Origin of the sequence: Asticcacaulis sp., assembly GCF_047605585.1 — a bacterium.
Classification (GTDB): Bacteria; Pseudomonadota; Alphaproteobacteria; order Caulobacterales; family Caulobacteraceae; genus Asticcacaulis.
In genome coordinates, this window is the sequence record NZ_JASGFK010000001.1 from 38,603 (window position 1) to 54,807 (window position 16,205).

The window sequence follows — 16,205 nt, forward strand, 5'->3', positions numbered from 1 at the left end:
CAGGATCAGGGGGATTGAACCGCATACCCCCCGCCATACGGTCCTTGGGAAAACTGATCCTTTGGCAGACCGTCCGAATGGCCGACGCTTAAACAGCCATCCGGAAGCGCAGGCCGAAGGCGGCGTGCACCGCCTTCGAAGTCGTCTAGTACTTCAGACGCACACCCAGATACCAGGATTGGCCGTTATCATAGTAAGCGCGTGGAATGCTCGGATCGCCAACAAAGTAATAGAGCTTTTCGTGAGCGATGTTCTGGGCATCCAGGGTCAGCGCAACGTGCTCATTCAGATTGTAACTGAATGAACCATCGAGCGTGCCGTAATCGTCCTGCCACATGGCCGAACCACGATCGACGCCCGACTTGAACTTCGAACGGAAGTTATAGGCCAGACGGCCGCTGAATTTCTCGTTTTCGTAGTAAACCGTCGCATTGTAGGTATGCTTCGAGCTGCCATCGATAGCCTGACCGTCCTTGCCCTTGGAGTCGGCGTAGGTGTAGTTAAAGATGAAACCGGCCCCCGTATCGGCGAAAGGTTGCTGCCAGGCGAACTCATAGCCCTTGCTTGTGGCCTTGCCGCCGTTGGCCGGACCGGTCATCAGGAAGTCATGACCCTGCGGCGTCTGTTGTGTGGTGTAGAACTGGGTGAACTGTTCCTGCGTGATGTAGTTACCGATATCCAGATCAAAGACACCGAACGACACCATGGAGTCAGCGCCATAATAGTATTCCGCCGCCAGATTATACTGCCAGGCGCGGTACGGATCGAGATTCGGGTTCCCGCCGGCACCGCCGGTATAGGTAGCATCAACCAGGTAGAAATAGCCCGCCAGCTGTGAATAGGACGGACGGGTCATGACTTTCGCAGCACCTGCACGCAGCAGCAGATCGTCGCTGAGCTTGTAGGTGAAGTTGGCGCTCGGCAGAATGTCGGTGTAGTTATTTTCCGTTACGACCGCACCCCAGCTGCCAAAGATATTTGAAATGGTGATGGTCGGCGCGTTGGCGGAATACTGGGTCGATTCTTCCTTGGTCTCGACCGCGCGGACGCCGACATCGGCTTTCCACTTTTCGCCGCCAAGCTTGGCCATAACATAGGCCGCGCTCGTCTTTTCACTGACCGCGAAGCTTTGCGGCGCGTAGAAGGCGAAGGTCCGGCCGCCGTTATTGCTGTCCAGATAGTTGTAGACCGCATCGGCACTGGCAAAAGAATAACCAGGGATAGGGCCAAGATCGTGCGCATAGTTCGAAGGCGTCACGCCGCCATCGAACACCGAAGCCAGATTGGCGGTGGCAGCGCTGTTCCCCGGCCAGGCATAGGCCAGATAGTTCAGTTCACGCGTGTGATCGGTAGCGCGAACACCGAACTTCAGGGTTTTCAGCACCCCATCGGCGAAGTCGTACTGGGCATCCAGCTTGGCGTAAGATTCTTCATCCGGCGCCGAGATAGTGCCACCCCAGGACCAGCTATACTTGTTATTCAAGTAAGCTGCCGAGGTCGGATCAGACGGCAGGCCATAGCTGACCGTCGTGACCGGATTGCCGAGCGTATAGCTGACGGCAGTATTATCCCAGTAGGTTTCCCAGGCAGCGGTGTCATCGGTGACGCCTTCACCATGGGTATAGCCCACCTGGCCGGTAATGGTCAGGGCATCGGTGGCCTTGTAAGTAAAGTCGACATTCAGGTCATAGGTATTGGAATGGGCTTTGCGGAAGATGTCATCCTGAACGATGGCATTCAATCCCGGCGCCGCCGACCAGCTGGCCGAGGTGACGTAATCACCGCTGACCGTATAGGTGTCAGGCGTAACGGCCGAAAGCTTGGAACCCCACATCATGAAGTTGTGGTTTTCATTATCCGCCTTCAGATTGGTGTAGAGGCCAGAGAAATCGATTTCGAGTTTGTCGCTCGGTTTCCACTGCGCCATGAAGTTGCCGCCTTCACGAATGCGCTCCTGCGTGAAGTAAGCCGAACCGATCAGCGAAGGGATATATTTGGTCTCGCCCGTGCCGGCAAAATCGGGCGTGGCGGTAAAGCCGAGGATTTCCTGACCGTCACGGCGGAAAGCCCGCTTTTCATAGAAGGCGCCAAACAGGATGCCGAAGGTGCGGGCCTCGTTCTTCCAGCTGTACATGCCCGAAACATTTGGGTTCCACTTGTCGGCAAGCGTCGAATACATACCCTGCGCCGATGCCGCAAAGGTATTGGCCGGCAGGTCGAGTGGCTTGCGCACATGGACATCAACTGTACCGCCGATGCCGCCTTCGACAACGTCGGCCGACGAGGCCTTGATCACTTCAATGCTCCCGACCACTTCGGATGGCAGCATGGTATAGTTGAAGGAGCGGCTACCCGAGGTCTGGTCCAGCACGAACCAGTCACCGGTCGCCATGTTGTGGCCGTCAAGCAAGGTCAGATTCAGGTTCGGGTCGGTGCCACGGATCGAGATGTGTTCATTTTCGCCGAAGCCCCCAGCGGCAGCCGTCCCAGTGACGACATTGACGCCCGTGGCCCGCGAAAGCGAGTCTGCCACGTTCTTGTCGGGGAACTTGCCGATATCCTCGGCGGTAATGATTTCCGACACGCGGTCGGAATTGCGCTTCTGTCTCAGAGCCGATTGCAGCGACTTGCGGATGCCTGTGACGACAACGGTTTGGGTATCGTCGGCCGGCGCGGCGGCAGGTGCCCCGTCCTGAGCGTGGGCGCCCATGGACAGACTAAGCGCTAGGCTGGCAACCGCGCTGGTCATGAGAATATGACGTTTGAATTTCATATGTATAGCTTCCCTATTATGCATTATGCCGCCCGCGGCTGGCGGCCCCCGAAACACCCGTTAACTGCCGCAATCTTAACTGGTCAGGTCAGAATCGAGCGCCACATACATACCAAATAGCACCAATAACATACCTAACTCACCATAAGTGCTATCTTTGGTTCCGCAAAACTGTCAACTCAGAATCGCAGTTATATTCAATTGGTCTACATAAGTGTCGCAAATGTTACAATTTTGCCGCATATTTTGCGGGATAATCTCCACCAAATCACATAAATTTCGAACAAATGACATCCGATCGCAGAAATTTGCCGAAGCCGATTGCTTTTTGGATTTATTTGAGCCATACCACTTAGGTAAATTGGTATTATAGGGGAAAACATAAGCCATGCCGACGCCCGGAATTTCATCCGCCGCCAATGCACCACAGAAAACACCCTGGGGCGCGGTGCTTCTGTTTTGCCTTCTGTTCTTTATCTTTGGCTTCGCCACCTGGCTGAATGGCCCGCTGATCACCTTCTCGAAGCTGGCCTTCCACATTCCGGATCAGCTGGCCTTCCTGGTCCCCTCGGTCTTCTATCTGTCCTATTTCTTCCTGTCGCTGCCTGCGGCCTTCCTGCTGCGCAAGACCGGCATGAAGCGCGGCATGGCGGCCGGCCTGGTGGTCATGGCCATCGGCGCCGCCTGCTTCGCCGAGTTCGCGGCCATGCGCCAGTTCGTCCCGACCCTGGTCAGCCTGTTCATCATCGGCGCGGGCCTGTCGATTCTCCAGACGGCGTCCAATCCCTATATTTCGGTTCTAGGCCCCATCGAATCCGGTGCGCAGCGCATCGCCATTCTCGGCCTGTTCAACAAGGGCGCCGGCTTCCTGGCCCCGGTTCTGGTCGGTACCTATATCCTGCACGGCATCGGCGAACTTCAAACCCAGGTCGATACAGCGGCGACTGCCGGCGCGCGCGACATCATACTCAGTGAATTCGCCCAGCGTATTCACACGCCTTATCTCGTCGTCGCCGCCTTCCTGGTCATCCTCGCTGTAGGCGTCTGGTTCTCGCCCCTGCCCGCCATCAGCGACGACGCCAATCCCGACTCCGGTCAGGGCAGCCGCAAGGCCATTATCCAGATGCTGTTCGGCTTCCTCGCCATCTTCTTCTATGTCGGCATCGAAGTGCTGGCCGGCGATGCCATCGGCACCTATGGCAGCGGTTTCGGCCTGCCGCTCGATGAGACCAAGTTCTTCACCTCCGCCACCCTGATCTGCATGATCGTCGGCTATGTTGTCGGCCTGGTCGCCATTCCGCGTTTCATCAGCCAGGAAAAGTACCTGACCGGCTCGGCGATCCTCGGCATCATCCTGGCCATCGGCGCCCTCCTGACCAAGGGCTATGTCAGCGTCGGATTCGTCGCTGCCCTCGGCTTTGCCAACGCCATGATGTGGCCGGCCATCTTCCCGCTCGGCATCAAGGGTCTGGGCAAGCTGACCGAATTCGGCGCTGCCTTCCTGGTTATGGGCATCGCCGGCGGCGGCATCATCACCCAGGCCTATGCCATGCTGAAGGAACACTACAACTTCCAGCTCGTCTTCACCGGTCTGGCTGTCCTCTGCTACGCCTATATCCTGTTCTTCGGCATCATCGCGGGACGCAAGGGCAAGCCAGCCACAGCGGCCATACCGGCGGACGTCTGAAAAGCCGTCCCCTCACCGAAACCTGACGAGTCCCCCAAAGACAACCATGTTATGCTGCCTCTCATGAACACTACCGATCCCCGCCTTCAGCTTTTTGCCGGCGTCGATGGCGGCGGCACCAAGTGCCGGGTCCGCGTACGCGATGCCGAAGGCGTCCTGCTGGGCGAGGCCGAAGGCGGTCCGGCCAATATCCGCCTGGGCCTGAACATGGTTTGGGCCAACATTCTGGGCGCGCTCGACCAGGCCCTGGTCCAGGGCGGGCGTACGTCCGGTGAATGGCAGAACATCAGTATCGGCCTGGGTCTGGCCGGCATTTCCGCCCTGGAAGATGCCGAACGCACCCTCAAGGCCGGTCCGAAATTCGGCCGCTGCGATGCCGCGTCCGATGCCCATACCGCCTGCCTCGGCGCCTTTTCCGGCCGTGACGGCGCCATCCTGATTTCCGGCACCGGCAGCGCGGCCTATGCCTGGGTCGGCCAGAAATCCACCCAGATCGGCGGCTGGGGCTTCGAGGTCTGCGACAACGGCTCCGCCGCCGATCTCGGCCGCATGGGCCTGCGTGCCGCGCTCGAAGGCCATGACGGCCTGGCGCCGCATAGCGACTTCACCCGCGCCATGATCCAGCACTTCGGCGGTCATCCCGCCGATATCGTTCACTGGGTCACCACCGCCAAGCCGCGCGACTATGGTTCCCTGGCGCCGCTGATCATGGGTTTCGCCAATGGCGGCGATGTCGTGGCCGAAGCGATCGTGCAGCGCGCCGCCGACGACCTGGCGCGCTATATCACCCGCCTGAATGCTGTCGGCGCCCATAAGGTCTGCCTGGTCGGCGGCATGGCGCCTATCTTCCTGCCGTGGATCAATCCGCAGGCCCGCTCAAGCCTGGCCGAAGCCGAGCATGACGCCATGGAAGGCGCGCTGCTGATGGCGCACGGGATCAGCAATGGCCTTGGCGAAACGGTGACCGCCTGATGCCCAAGGATTTGCACACAGCCGTAACCGCCCCCCTGCTTGAAGTCGTGGTCGATACGGCCGCCGGCCTGCGCACGGCCATGGATCACGGCGCCGACCGCATTGAACTGGTAGCGGCCCTGGTCGAAGGCGGCCTGACCCCTTCCGGCGGCCTGATGCGTCTGGCGGCCGAAAGCGGCAATGAGCGCGGCATTCCGACGCGCGCCATGATCCGCCCGCGTGCCGGTGACTTCACCTATACCGCCGACGAACTGCATATCATGCATAATGATATCGTGGCCGCCGCCTCATGCGGGCTGGAAGGCGTGGTGCTGGGCGCCAACCTGACCTCCGGCGCGCTCGATGAGGCCGCGCTCAAGGGGCTGGTCATCCATGCCAAAGCGCACAATCTGGCCGTCGCCCTGCATCGTGGCTTCGACCTGGCGCCCGACCTCTCCGAAGCGCTTGAAACCGCCATATCGCTCGGCATCGACGCCATCCTGACCTCGGGCGGCGGACAGACCGCCGCGCAAGGCACCGAAGGCCTGGCCATGCTGGTGAAACAGGCGGCGGGACGTATCGAGATCATGGCCGGAAAAGGCATTACGGCGGAAAATGTCGGCCCGATCCTGGAGACTGGCGTCACCGCCATCCATGCCTCCTGCAATGCGCCGATTCCGCCGCACGACAACCGCGCCTTCGCGCTCGGCTATGTCAATGCCAACATGCGCGACACCGACGCCCAGGCGGTGGCGCATCTGAGATCCATTCTGACCAGCCGGGGGAAGGCCTGATGAACGCCCCGTCCCGCACCCGAACCTACGCTGCCCAGACTTCCGCAGCTTTGAAAGCGCCTGATATGTCGTTTGCCGAAACCATAGGCCGCCTGGCCAAGGACGATCCCGCACCGCTTTACCTGCAACTGCAACGCGCCCTGCGCGAGGCCATCCAGAGCCGGCAACTGCATCAGGATGACGCTATCCCGCCAGAACGCGATCTCGCCGAGGAATTCGACGTCTCGCGCATCACGGTCCGCAAGGCGATCGACGGCCTGGTGTCCGAGGGACTGCTAACCCGCCGCCGCGGCGCCGGCACCTTCGTCGCTTCGCGCGTCGAAAAGAGCTTCTCCAAGCTCAGCTCTTTCTCGGAAGACATGATCTCGCGCGGCCGCAAACCCCATTCGGAATGGGTGTCGAAATCGGCCGGCGCCGTCACGCCGGAGGAATCCCTGTCGCTCGGCCTCTCGCCCGGCGCCCTGGTCTATCGCTTCCACCGCGTGCGTTACGCCGACAACACCACCATGGCGCTGGAATATTCGACCATCCCCGGCTACTGCCTGCCTTCGCCCGAGGCCGTCACCCATTCCCTTTATGACGCGCTGGAAAAGACCGGCCATCGCCCGGTGCGCGCCCTGCAGCGCCTGCGCGCCGTCTCCTTCCTGCCGGAACAGGCCGAACGCCTCGGCGTCAAGCCGGGTGATCCCGGCCTCTTCATCGAACGCCGCGGCTTCCTCCAGGATGGCCGCGCCGCTGAATTCACCCAGTCCTACTATCGCGGAGACGCCTACGACGTGGTCGCGGAACTCAACGATATCAGCTGACTGTATTTTACCAAGGAATGATTATGCCTGCTACGCTTACTACCCCGCTGATTGACGCCGAAAAGACATTGATGTTTTCCGAAGCCGCGGAAGGCGGCGCGGCCGTCCAGCGCTTTCTGACCCATAACAAGGAAGCCCTCGCCCGGCTCGGCACCCGCCTGAAGGCCAGCCCGCCACGTTCGGTAACCACCGTCGCGCGCGGCTCCTCCGACCACGCGGCAACCTACGGCAAGTACCTGATCGAGACCTATCTCGGCGTGCCGACCTCCACCGCTGCCATGTCCGTCTCCTCCATCTATGCCGCACCGGTCGTGGCTGAGGAGTCGCTGTGTATCGCCATCTCGCAATCGGGCCGCTCGCCGGACCTTCTGGCTACCGTGGAAGCGCATCGCAAGGCTGGCGCCTACGTCGTGGCCCTGGTCAATGACGAAACCTCGCCTCTGGCCGCCCTGGCCGACGAACTGCTGCCCCTGTGCGCCGGTCCGGAAAAATCGGTGGCCGCCACCAAGTCCTATATCGCTTCGCTCGGCGGCCTGGCCGCCATCGCCGCCGCCTGGTCAGGTGACGAAGCCCTGGCCGATGGCTTGCGCGACCTGCCTTCGCAACTGACCGCCGCCTTCGCGCTCGACTGGACTCCGGCCCTGCCGGTTCTGCAATCGGCCCGCAACCTGTTCGTCATCGGCCGTGGCTATGGCTTCGCCGTCGCCCAGGAAGCCGCGCTGAAGCTCAAGGAAACCTGCGCCCTGCACGCCGAGGCCTTCTCCTCTGCCGAAGTCAAGCACGGCCCCATGGCCATCATCAATGACGGCTTCCCGATCATCGGCTTCGCCACCTCGGATGTCGCCGGCGATGGCGTGCGCGACGCCGCCCAGGAATTCGCGGCACGTGGCGCCTCGGTCCTGCTCGCCAATCCGGCTGGTCCTCTTGAAAACACCGTCCACCTGCCGGCTCTGCTGAGCGCGCCGGCGCTGGAGCCGATCCTGCAGATCCAGAGCTTCTATCGCCTGGCCAACAGCCTGTCCGTGGCCCGCGGCCTCGATCCCGACAGCCCGCCTCACCTCAACAAGGTCACGAAAACCGTATGAGCCAGACCAGCTTTATCAATGCCCGGATCGCCACGCCCGATGCTCGGCTGATCACCGGCACCCTGACCTGTGAAGGCGAAACCATCACGGCGATCGGCGACCATGCCCCCATCGGGGAGATTATCGATGTCGCCGGCGGCTATCTGCTGCCCGGCTTTATCGACACCCAGGTCAATGGCGGCGGCGGCGTGCTCTTCAATGACGAGACCAATGCCACCGGTATCGCCGCCATCGGCAAGGCGCACCGCCCCTACGGCACCACCGCCTTTCTGCCGACCCTGATCAGCGACGAACTGAGCGTGATCGATGCCGCCATGCGCGCCACCGAGGCCGCCATTGCCCAGGGCGTGCCCGGCGTGCTCGGCATCCATATCGAGGGGCCGTTCATTTCCAAGCAGCGCAAGGGTATCCACAATGCCGACCTGTTCCGCACCCTGGATGCCGAAAGCAAGGCTTTGCTCAAGAGCCTGAAGCACGGCAAGACCATGGTCACCCTGGCCCCGGAAAACTGCACGCCGGAAGATATCGCTGAGCTGGCTCAGGCCGGCGTGATCCTGGCCGCCGGCCATACCAATGCGACCTATGAGACCACGGTCGAGGCGCTGAAGGCGGGCATCACCGGCTTCACCCACCTGTTCAACGCCATGTCGCCATTCACGCACCGCGCGCCGGGCGTGGTCGGCGCCGCGCTGGAAGACCTGACCAGCTATTCCGGCCTGATCGCCGACGGCCACCATGTCGACTGGGCCGCCCTGCGCATCGCCCTGCGTACGCGCCCGATCGACCGCTTCATGCTGGTGACCGACGCCATGCCGACCGTCGGATCGGAAACCAAGACCTTCGTGCTCAACGGCCAGACCATCATCGTGCGCGATGGTGTCTGCGTCGGCCCGGATGGAACGCTTGCCGGTTCTGATCTCGACATGGCCACCGCCGTACGCAATACGGTCACCCATATAGGCCGTTCGCTGGCCGAGGCCGCCATCATGGCCGCCACCGCTCCGGCGCACTTCCTCGGACTCGGCGCCTCGCGCGGCTCACTGGTTGTTGGCCAGCGCGCCGATATCGTCTGGATGGACGCAGATATGCAGATGAAGGGCACCTTTATCGGCGCCAAGTCGGAAGAGGCCTTGGCGGCTTAAGATTAAGGAATTCGACCACGGACAGGTACGGAAAGACGCGCTCCGCGCGTCACACGGAAAAAACACGGAATATGTATTTGCTGTATCTTCATTGCCCATAGGGCAAACGATAGATGACGCTTTACGTCGAAAGCCACACGCAAAAATTCCGTGTCTTTCCGTGGTCAATCTTTAAATATACGCCATACGCGCATTGCCAGCCATTCAGGCAATAATATCCGGACGAATCTTGTCCTCGATCTTGGATATCTGATCGCGCAGGGCCAGCTTCTTGCGCTTCAGGCGCGCAATCAGGATCTGGTCCGGCAGGGGAACGATTTCCAGCGCACTGATCGAATCGTCGAGGTCCTTGTGCTCCTGCTTCAGCAGGGCGCACTGATTGCGCAGCGCCACCACTTCTCCATCGATCGGCAGTTCGCGAACGCGCGGTTCGAGATCGTCAGCTTGAGCCGGCGCTTCTTCGGGCACAAGGCCGATATAGCTGTGCTCGCCTTCGAGACGCTGGGCGATGCGGCGCTCGATATCCTTGTCCGTGTCCCCCTTGCCCGTCTGTTCATCCGACTTGACCAGATGCAGATTGTCTTTTCCGCGCAAGCTCCGGATGTTGCTGTCGTCGTGCATGAGCCGCCGACTCCTCTCAGGCTTAAAGGTTTGAAGCTAAAGGATAAAAGAAGGATCGAAGATCGCCTGCTTTTAACTGTTATACCGCAAAACAAGCCCCTCCGAAAGAGCTTGCGTCAATCTTGCCAGCTTTTCCGCTGGAAAGTCCTGCGACCACACCGAGGCCACGGCCAGCAAGGCATCCAGAATGACGACCGGCAAAAGACTGTCCGGGATAGCCCCCGAACGGACGCTCAAGGCCGCCAATTGTTCCAGCAGGACCTTTTCAGACTGCAATTCGACCACTTTTACCTGTTCGCGCAGGGCGAGGCGCATCGTCGCATCACCGTCCGATAAAGGCGCCTTCAGCCGCCGCCGTACCCCACGCAGCGGCACGATCACCGCATCGGACCACGTCCGTGCCATATCCGCGGCCCTTGCCGCCAGTGCCTGATCAACCGCGCCATGAGTGGCAGCCCAGGCGGCCCATAACAACAGGGGCACATTCTGATCATGCTCATCCTGTAGGTTCAGGCACTGCTCTGCCACGCCGGGCGCAGCGTAGACATCAATGACCCAGGGCCAGATATCAGTCGACTCAGTCATTCAGGCTGATATCCTCGCCCCAGCGCGTCATCGGCACATCGATATCGAACAGGGCCAGGCTACGCGCCACGCTCTGGCGAACCATGTCATCCAGGCTCTGGGGCCGGGTATAGAAGGCCGGCACGGGCGGCGCGACAATGGCGCCCATTTCGGTCACCGCCGCCATGGAGCGCAGATGTCCGAGATGCAGCGGGCTTTCACGCGCCATCAGCACCAGCCGGCGGCGCTCCTTGAGGCAGACATCCGCCGCCCGGCTGACCAGGGACGAGGTGACGCCGGTCGCGATCTCTCCCAGCGTCTTGATCGAACACGGCGCAATCAGCATGCCCAGTGTGCGGAAGGAGCCCGACGCAATGGCCGCGCCGATATCCGCCGGCTTGTAAATGACATCGGCCAGGGCCTGGACATCGGACAGCGACAAGTCTGTTTCGGCCTCCAGCGAGAGCGCCGCCGCCTTGGAGACGACAAGGTGCGACTCTATGCCCGCCCCCTTCAGCATTTCCAGCGCGCGGATACCGTAAACTGCTCCGGACGCGCCGCTTATGGCAACAATAAGACGTTGATTGGGTTTCATTTTATCATTTATCATCCGAAAAACCGCTTAACGCATCCTATACTATAATTCTCTCATTACCGTGATCGAATGAAACCGATTGTGATTCCACATTGCCGGCTTACGGGTGTTCCCTGAGAGGCCCGGACATGGGGTCCGGACAGAGAGACTGAAGGATACTGCCGTATGAGCATTGAAGCGAGAGTTCGTGAACTCGATCACCGTCATCAATCCCTCAAATCGATCATTGCCCGCGAAGAACGAAGCCCCTCCGTGGACTCTCTATACCTAAAGGAACTCAAGCGAAAGAAGCTCAAGCTGAAAGAGGAAATTGAACGCATCAAGACTCTTCAGCGACAGGATGCGTTGGAAACCGTCCAGTAGGTCTCGCCTGAGACTCATAAATCAGAAGAATTCTGAATGCGCCAGGTTCGAGCGGCGCAACAGAAACAACCTCCGGGAGCAGGCGATCCCGGAGGTTTTTCTTTGTCCCGCAGGATTTCCGCCGCCAGTTCCGTATCAGTCTTCACAGACTTGAAGAGACGGAGAGACAGGCGTAGAGCGGTGAGATATTTTCTCGACATGACGGATGGCGGGCCGTTTGCGATACAGATGACGAGCCTTCTGACGGACGAACAGCTGATGGTGCAGGTGGCGCGCGGTGAGGCCGCGGCCTTCCGCCAGCTGGCCGGCCGTCATCTCAACCGTGCCTATGCCATCGCGTTGCGCCTGTTGCACAATCGCGAAGACGCTGAGGAAGTCTCTCAGGAAGCCATCTCCAGGGTATGGCAAAAGGCCGTCGGATTCGATTCCGCGCGCAGCGCCTTCGGCACCTGGTTCTACCGTATCGTCACCAATGCCGCGCTCGATCGCCTGCGCCGCCGCAAGGTCCCGGCGGAAAACCTCGACGACCATGCCGAGCGCCTGAGCGATACAGGTCCGACCGGCGAGGATCTGCGTATCCAGGCTGATGAAGCCCGCCGCATTAAACAGGCCATATCTATCCTGCCCGTGACTCAGCAGATGGCGCTAACCCTCGTCTATTACGAAGATTTCCCGCAGGCTGAAGCCGCCCGCATCATGAATATCACCACCGGGGCCCTGGAATCCCTCCTGTTCCGCGCCAAAAAAACTCTCAAGCAAAGCCTGAAGCCCACGTCATGACACAGCCCATCGATCCCGAACTGCAATCGCGCCTGGCCCCCTGGCGGATCGAACCGCCGGCGGATGATATGTCCGCCCGCCTGATCACTGCCGCCCTGCAGTTGCCGCAGGCTCAGCCATGGCATGTCATGGCGCTTGGAAACCTGCAACGCGCCCTGACCGAATGGCAATACGCCATCGGTTACAAGCTGGCGGCCCTGGCCGGCTGCGCTGCCCTGGGCCTGGGCATCGGTATCGCCACCGGCGAAACGCTCGATGTCGCCGGCATCGCCCTGATGAGTGGACTGGGAGGCTAAGGATGAAAAGCTGGAAAACGGGCGCCATCATCGCCATCCTGCTCGGCCTGAACGTCATTCAAGGCGCGGTCCTGACCGGACTGTTTATCAAGTCACGGCTGGCCCGGCATGATTCAGCTCCCATAGCCTTGAGCGACGAAAAGATTGCGCAGATGCCGCCGGAAACCCGGGCCGCCGTCAAGACCAGCCTGGCCGAAGCCCGCCCTGTCCTGCGCGCGCGCCTGGCTGAGGTGCGCAAGGCGCGCCTCGACCTGAAGCAATATATCTCCAGCCCGCACTATAACCGGGCCGAGGCGCAAAAACGCTTCGAAGCCCTGCGTGAAAAGAGCAACCAGGCCCAGATCGTGGCGCAGGAAATGCTGCTCAATGCCGCCGATCAGATGGCGCCGGAAGATCGCGCCGATGTCACCCAGGCCATCAGCGAGAACGACGCGTCGAACTAGCCTGCCGGCCATTCCTGTTCCGGCCAATTGCGCGAGGTATGAATAACGCGGAGAATATAGACGGTTTCCGCACCATCTGCTTCCGCTTTCAGGGCGTAAGCCAGAATGTAGGGCAGACCGGACACAACCTTTTCATAGGTGCCGACAACCCGCCCCTGCCGGCCGGTCGCCATCCGCCCCAACCCAATGCCCGTCTCGTCCAGACTATCGACGACCCGACGTGCGGCTGAGGGATTATCTTCCGCGATAAAGGCGACAATCTCGGTAAGGTCGCTGCGGGCCTCCGTCGACCAGACCACCCGCCTCATGCAGTCTTTGTCGCTTTTCTTGCCTCGGCGTCGGCCACGATCTGCCTTAGTTCAGCCATGACATCTTCGTGGGGCACGCCTGGCTGCAACGTCATGCCGTCGATGGCCCGTTCAATACCCTCTACAATCTGGAGTTCGCGGGCCACATAGGTTTCGATCGCCTCACCGGCCAGCCAGGACTTGCTGCGTCTTGTATGCGCGGCTATCCGTTCCAGTTTGTCCTTAAGCTCGGTGCTGACCCGTATGGTCATGGTGGAACTGGCAGTCATGTCAACCTCCTGTACGCGGATGTACACAAGGTAACACAACCTGAAAAAAAGTCAGCCCATCTTCACGGTACGAATTGAAAAGCTGGATGCCAGTTTGGAAACGCCCGGCATGATCGAGAGCACATCGCGGTGGACATCCTCATAACTCAGGGATTCCCGCAGGACGATCTTCAGCAGGTAATCCGCCTCGCCCGACATCAGGTGGCATTCCTCGATGGCGGCGCAGGCCAGGGCCGCCCGCTCGAACTTTTCGAAGGTCTCGCGGCGCTGGTCGGTCAGGGTGACGTGCACGAACACGGTGCCCTGCTTGCCCTGGACATTTTCGGCGATCACGGCGCGATAACCAGTGATGACGCCCTTCTGCTCCAGAATTTTCACCCGACGGTGGGCGGCGGACGGGCTCAAACCCACGGCCTCGCCCAGATCGGCGGAGGTGGCGCGGGCATCGTTGCGCAGGACCTTGATCAGTTCGCGGTCGAAGGAATCAAGATCGGAAAATTTATCGCTGCTGGCCATGAAATTGAGAATATATCCTCTGACTTGCCAGATCAACGTACAAAATTGCGAAAAATTGTCGCTCCAACAGGATCATAGTAGGCCGCAGGTGAAACTAAAATAACATCACAGGAAACGGGAGCATAGCCATGAAGATCAGCGTCCCAAAGGAAATCAAGAACCACGAATATCGTGTGGGCCTGGTGCCGAATTCGGTGGCCGAACTGACCCATCAGGGTCATGAGGTCTTTGTCGAAACGCAAGGAGGCGCCGGGATCGGTTTTTCCGACGAAGACTACAAGGCCGCTGGCGCGAAGATCGTCATGACCGCCGAAGAGGCGTTTGACGTCGCCGAGCTGATCGTCAAGGTGAAGGAACCACAACTGAACGAATGCCAGCGTCTGAGAGCCGATCAGACGCTTTTTACATACCTGCACCTCGCCGCCGACAAGCCGCAGGCCGAGGCCTTGATGGCGTCCGGCGCCACGTGCATCGCCTATGAGACCGTGACCGAACCGCAGGGCGGACTGCCCCTGTTGCGACCGATGTCGGAAGTGGCCGGCCGGATTTCCGTCCATGTGGGCGCCACCTATCTGCACAAGGCTTTCGGCGGCCGCGGCGTCCTTCTGGGCGGCGTGCCGGGGGTAGCGCCGGCCAAGGTAGTGATCATTGGCGGCGGCGTTTCCGGCGTCAATGCCGCGCAGATGGCCGCGGGGCTTTCGGCCGATGTGACGATCTTCGATGTCAATGCCCACAAGCTGATCGAGATCGACCAGATGTTCAATGGCCGCGTCAAGACGGCCTATTCTTCCAAGGCGGCGCTGGCCGAAGCCCTGAAAGAGGCCGATCTGGTCATCGGCGCTGTGCTGATCCCCGGTGCGGCCGCGCCCAAGCTGGTGTCGCGCGAACAGTTGAAGACCCTGAAACCTGGCGCAGTGCTGGTTGATATCGCCATCGACCAGGGCGGCTGTTTCGAGACCTCGCATCCCACCACGCACCAGGAACCCATCTTCATTGTCGACGGCATTGTCCACTACTGCGTCGCCAACATGCCGGGCGCCGTGGCGCGCACCTCGACTCTGGCGCTCAATAACGCGACCCTGCCCTTCGTGGTCAAGATGGCGCGCATGGGCGTTTCCGCCGCCTTGGCCGCCGATCCGCATCTGCAAGCCGGACTGAATATCGCGGGCGGCAAGGTGACTTACAAGGCCGTGGCCGAGGCCCTCGATTTACCTTTCGCGGCCTGATTTCTCCCCAGGCTGCTGAGTGCCGCCGGAACGGCCTCCTCTCCGGCGGCTTTTTTATGCCGCGTTCTCCGCTGACTGCATCGCCTTCCACACCTCTTCAGCCTTTTGTTTGGCGTCTGCGATCTGGGCGGGCGTCAAACCCTTTTCTGCCAGGTCCACATCTGCCTGGCGATCACCCGGCGTGTTCAAGAGATAGACATTGAACCACATGTCAGCGGCGAATAGGTCTTTGACCTTATCAGAGCCATTCAGGTAGGCTTTTGCCAGGTTTAGCTGGGCCACAGGATAATTGGTCTCTGCTGACTGCTTTAGCCACGTAATGCCCACCTCTTCGTTTTTGGCAGTGCCATCGCCCAACAAATACAAGATACCCAGAACATACATGGCATGCTGATGATGTTGATTGGCCGCCAAGGTGTACCATTTTACGGCTTCGGCCTTGTTTTGAGCGATACCCTTACCGTCATAGTAAGCCTCGCCCAGCATGGTTTGTGAATTGGCGAGTCCTTTAGCGGCGGCCTTTTGAAACCACGGCACGGCCATGGCCGGATTGGCTTCTATCCCATCGCGGCCATAATACAGGATAATGGCGTATTGGTTTTGCCCTTCAACCAGGCCCTGCTTGGCGGCTTTCAGATGCCAGGCCAGCGCCTTATGCAGGTCCTTGGCAACACCATCGCCTTGTTCATACATCGAGCCCACGAAGAACTGTGCCGGCGCATAATCGGCTTGCGCCGATTTCAGGAACCACTTGAAGGCTTCCGCCTCGTTATGGTTCCGGTCTTCGGCCGCAATGCCGCGACAGAACAGACCGCCAGGCGTTGTTTCATCTTGTTGATTACGCGAGGTTGCGCCGTCCAGGCGGCAACGCTCAAGCGCCTGGTCGACCGTATCGCCTGGATGCGCGCACCCCGTCAGGCTTGTGCCAATCACGATACTGAGCGCTGACAGATAATGACTTAGTCTTCTCATGTCCCCCTCCATTT

General features: G+C 60.3%; 19 protein-coding genes. 11 read left to right on the forward strand and 8 right to left on the reverse strand.

What is annotated here, in order from left to right:
• Nucleotides 1–145: 145 nt before the first annotated feature.
• Nucleotides 146–2,773 carry a TonB-dependent receptor gene (locus QM647_RS00225; protein ID WP_414993457.1) on the reverse strand — a complete coding sequence of 876 codons (2,628 nt, stop codon included), beginning with the start codon at nt 2,771–2,773 and terminating at the stop codon, nt 146–148.
• Nucleotides 2,774–3,161: 388 nt separating this feature from the next.
• Here QM647_RS00225 and QM647_RS00230 point away from each other — a divergent pair, with 388 nt between their 5' ends.
• From QM647_RS00230 to nagA, 6 genes are all read left to right on the forward strand, one after another.
• The gene (locus tag QM647_RS00230; protein ID WP_414993458.1) at nt 3,162–4,460 is read left to right on the forward strand and encodes a sugar MFS transporter; all 1,299 of its coding nucleotides are present in this window, start codon (nt 3,162–3,164) and stop codon (nt 4,458–4,460) included.
• A 51-nt stretch (nt 4,461–4,511) separates the two neighbouring features.
• Nucleotides 4,512–5,432: a BadF/BadG/BcrA/BcrD ATPase family protein gene (locus QM647_RS00235; protein ID WP_414993459.1), complete on the forward strand. Its 921-nt coding sequence runs from the start codon at nt 4,512–4,514 to the stop codon at nt 5,430–5,432.
• Nucleotides 5,432–6,205 (forward strand): copper homeostasis protein CutC, encoded by a 774-nt coding sequence (locus tag QM647_RS00240; protein ID WP_414993460.1) that lies wholly within the window; start codon nt 5,432–5,434, stop codon nt 6,203–6,205. The genes QM647_RS00235 and QM647_RS00240 overlap by 1 nt, the downstream gene beginning before the upstream one ends.
• Before the next feature lie 65 nt (nt 6,206–6,270).
• Nucleotides 6,271–7,011: a GntR family transcriptional regulator gene (locus QM647_RS00245; RefSeq protein ID WP_414994539.1), complete on the forward strand. Its 741-nt coding sequence runs from the start codon at nt 6,271–6,273 to the stop codon at nt 7,009–7,011.
• Between the two features lie 23 nt (nt 7,012–7,034).
• Nucleotides 7,035–8,096, forward strand: a complete 1,062-nt coding sequence (locus tag QM647_RS00250) for an SIS domain-containing protein (RefSeq protein ID WP_414993461.1) — start codon at nt 7,035–7,037, stop codon at nt 8,094–8,096.
• Nucleotides 8,093–9,238 (forward strand): N-acetylglucosamine-6-phosphate deacetylase, encoded by a 1,146-nt coding sequence (nagA, locus tag QM647_RS00255; protein WP_414993462.1) that lies wholly within the window; start codon nt 8,093–8,095, stop codon nt 9,236–9,238. The genes QM647_RS00250 and nagA overlap by 4 nt, the downstream gene beginning before the upstream one ends.
• A gap of 204 nt (nt 9,239–9,442) precedes the next feature.
• Here nagA and QM647_RS00260 read toward each other — a convergent pair whose 3' ends face one another.
• The 3 genes from QM647_RS00260 to QM647_RS00270 all read right to left on the reverse strand — a co-directional run bounded on the left by QM647_RS00260 (nt 9,443) and on the right by QM647_RS00270 (nt 11,018).
• The gene (locus QM647_RS00260) at nt 9,443–9,859 is read right to left on the reverse strand and encodes a YdcH family protein (RefSeq protein WP_414993463.1); all 417 of its coding nucleotides are present in this window, start codon (nt 9,857–9,859) and stop codon (nt 9,443–9,445) included.
• A gap of 72 nt (nt 9,860–9,931) precedes the next feature.
• The gene (locus QM647_RS00265) at nt 9,932–10,444 is read right to left on the reverse strand and encodes a TIGR02444 family protein (RefSeq protein WP_414993464.1); all 513 of its coding nucleotides are present in this window, start codon (nt 10,442–10,444) and stop codon (nt 9,932–9,934) included.
• Nucleotides 10,437–11,018 (reverse strand): UbiX family flavin prenyltransferase, encoded by a 582-nt coding sequence (locus tag QM647_RS00270; RefSeq protein ID WP_414993465.1) that lies wholly within the window; start codon nt 11,016–11,018, stop codon nt 10,437–10,439. Before QM647_RS00270 ends, QM647_RS00265 begins: the two co-directional genes overlap by 8 nt.
• Nucleotides 11,019–11,183: 165 nt before the next feature.
• Between QM647_RS00270 and QM647_RS00275 the strand changes: the two genes are divergently transcribed.
• From QM647_RS00275 to QM647_RS00290, 4 genes are all read left to right on the forward strand, one after another.
• Nucleotides 11,184–11,381 carry a DUF465 domain-containing protein gene (locus tag QM647_RS00275; protein ID WP_414993466.1) on the forward strand — a complete coding sequence of 66 codons (198 nt, stop codon included), beginning with the start codon at nt 11,184–11,186 and terminating at the stop codon, nt 11,379–11,381.
• A 180-nt stretch (nt 11,382–11,561) separates the two neighbouring features.
• Entirely contained in the window at nt 11,562–12,161 is a 600-nt protein-coding gene (locus QM647_RS00280; RefSeq protein WP_414993467.1) for a sigma-70 family RNA polymerase sigma factor, read from the forward strand.
• Nucleotides 12,158–12,457, forward strand: a complete 300-nt coding sequence (locus QM647_RS00285) for a hypothetical protein (RefSeq protein ID WP_414993468.1) — start codon at nt 12,158–12,160, stop codon at nt 12,455–12,457. Before QM647_RS00280 ends, QM647_RS00285 begins: the two co-directional genes overlap by 4 nt.
• Before the next feature lie 2 nt (nt 12,458–12,459).
• Entirely contained in the window at nt 12,460–12,900 is a 441-nt protein-coding gene (locus tag QM647_RS00290; protein ID WP_414993469.1) for a periplasmic heavy metal sensor, read from the forward strand.
• Here the strand turns inward: QM647_RS00290 and QM647_RS00295 are convergent.
• The 3 genes from QM647_RS00295 to QM647_RS00305 are packed head-to-tail and all read right to left on the reverse strand — an operon-like array spanning nt 12,897 to nt 13,993.
• A complete protein-coding gene (locus QM647_RS00295; protein ID WP_414993470.1) occupies nt 12,897–13,208 on the reverse strand; it encodes a type II toxin-antitoxin system RelE/ParE family toxin in 312 nt (103 codons plus the stop codon). The genes QM647_RS00290 and QM647_RS00295 overlap by 4 nt on opposite strands.
• Nucleotides 13,205–13,477 (reverse strand): CopG family ribbon-helix-helix protein, encoded by a 273-nt coding sequence (locus QM647_RS00300; protein ID WP_414993471.1) that lies wholly within the window; start codon nt 13,475–13,477, stop codon nt 13,205–13,207. Before QM647_RS00300 ends, QM647_RS00295 begins: the two co-directional genes overlap by 4 nt.
• A gap of 51 nt (nt 13,478–13,528) precedes the next feature.
• Nucleotides 13,529–13,993, reverse strand: coding sequence for an Lrp/AsnC family transcriptional regulator (locus tag QM647_RS00305; RefSeq protein ID WP_414993472.1), 465 nt, complete (start codon nt 13,991–13,993; stop codon nt 13,529–13,531).
• A gap of 128 nt (nt 13,994–14,121) precedes the next feature.
• On the opposite strand from QM647_RS00305, the gene ald reads away from it, so the two are divergent.
• A complete protein-coding gene (ald, locus tag QM647_RS00310) occupies nt 14,122–15,219 on the forward strand; it encodes an alanine dehydrogenase (RefSeq protein WP_414993473.1) in 1,098 nt (365 codons plus the stop codon).
• A 54-nt stretch (nt 15,220–15,273) separates the two neighbouring features.
• Here the strand turns inward: ald and QM647_RS00315 are convergent, their stop codons facing one another.
• Entirely contained in the window at nt 15,274–16,191 is a 918-nt protein-coding gene (locus QM647_RS00315) for a tetratricopeptide repeat protein (protein WP_414993474.1), read from the reverse strand.
• Nucleotides 16,192–16,205 lie beyond the last annotated feature (14 nt).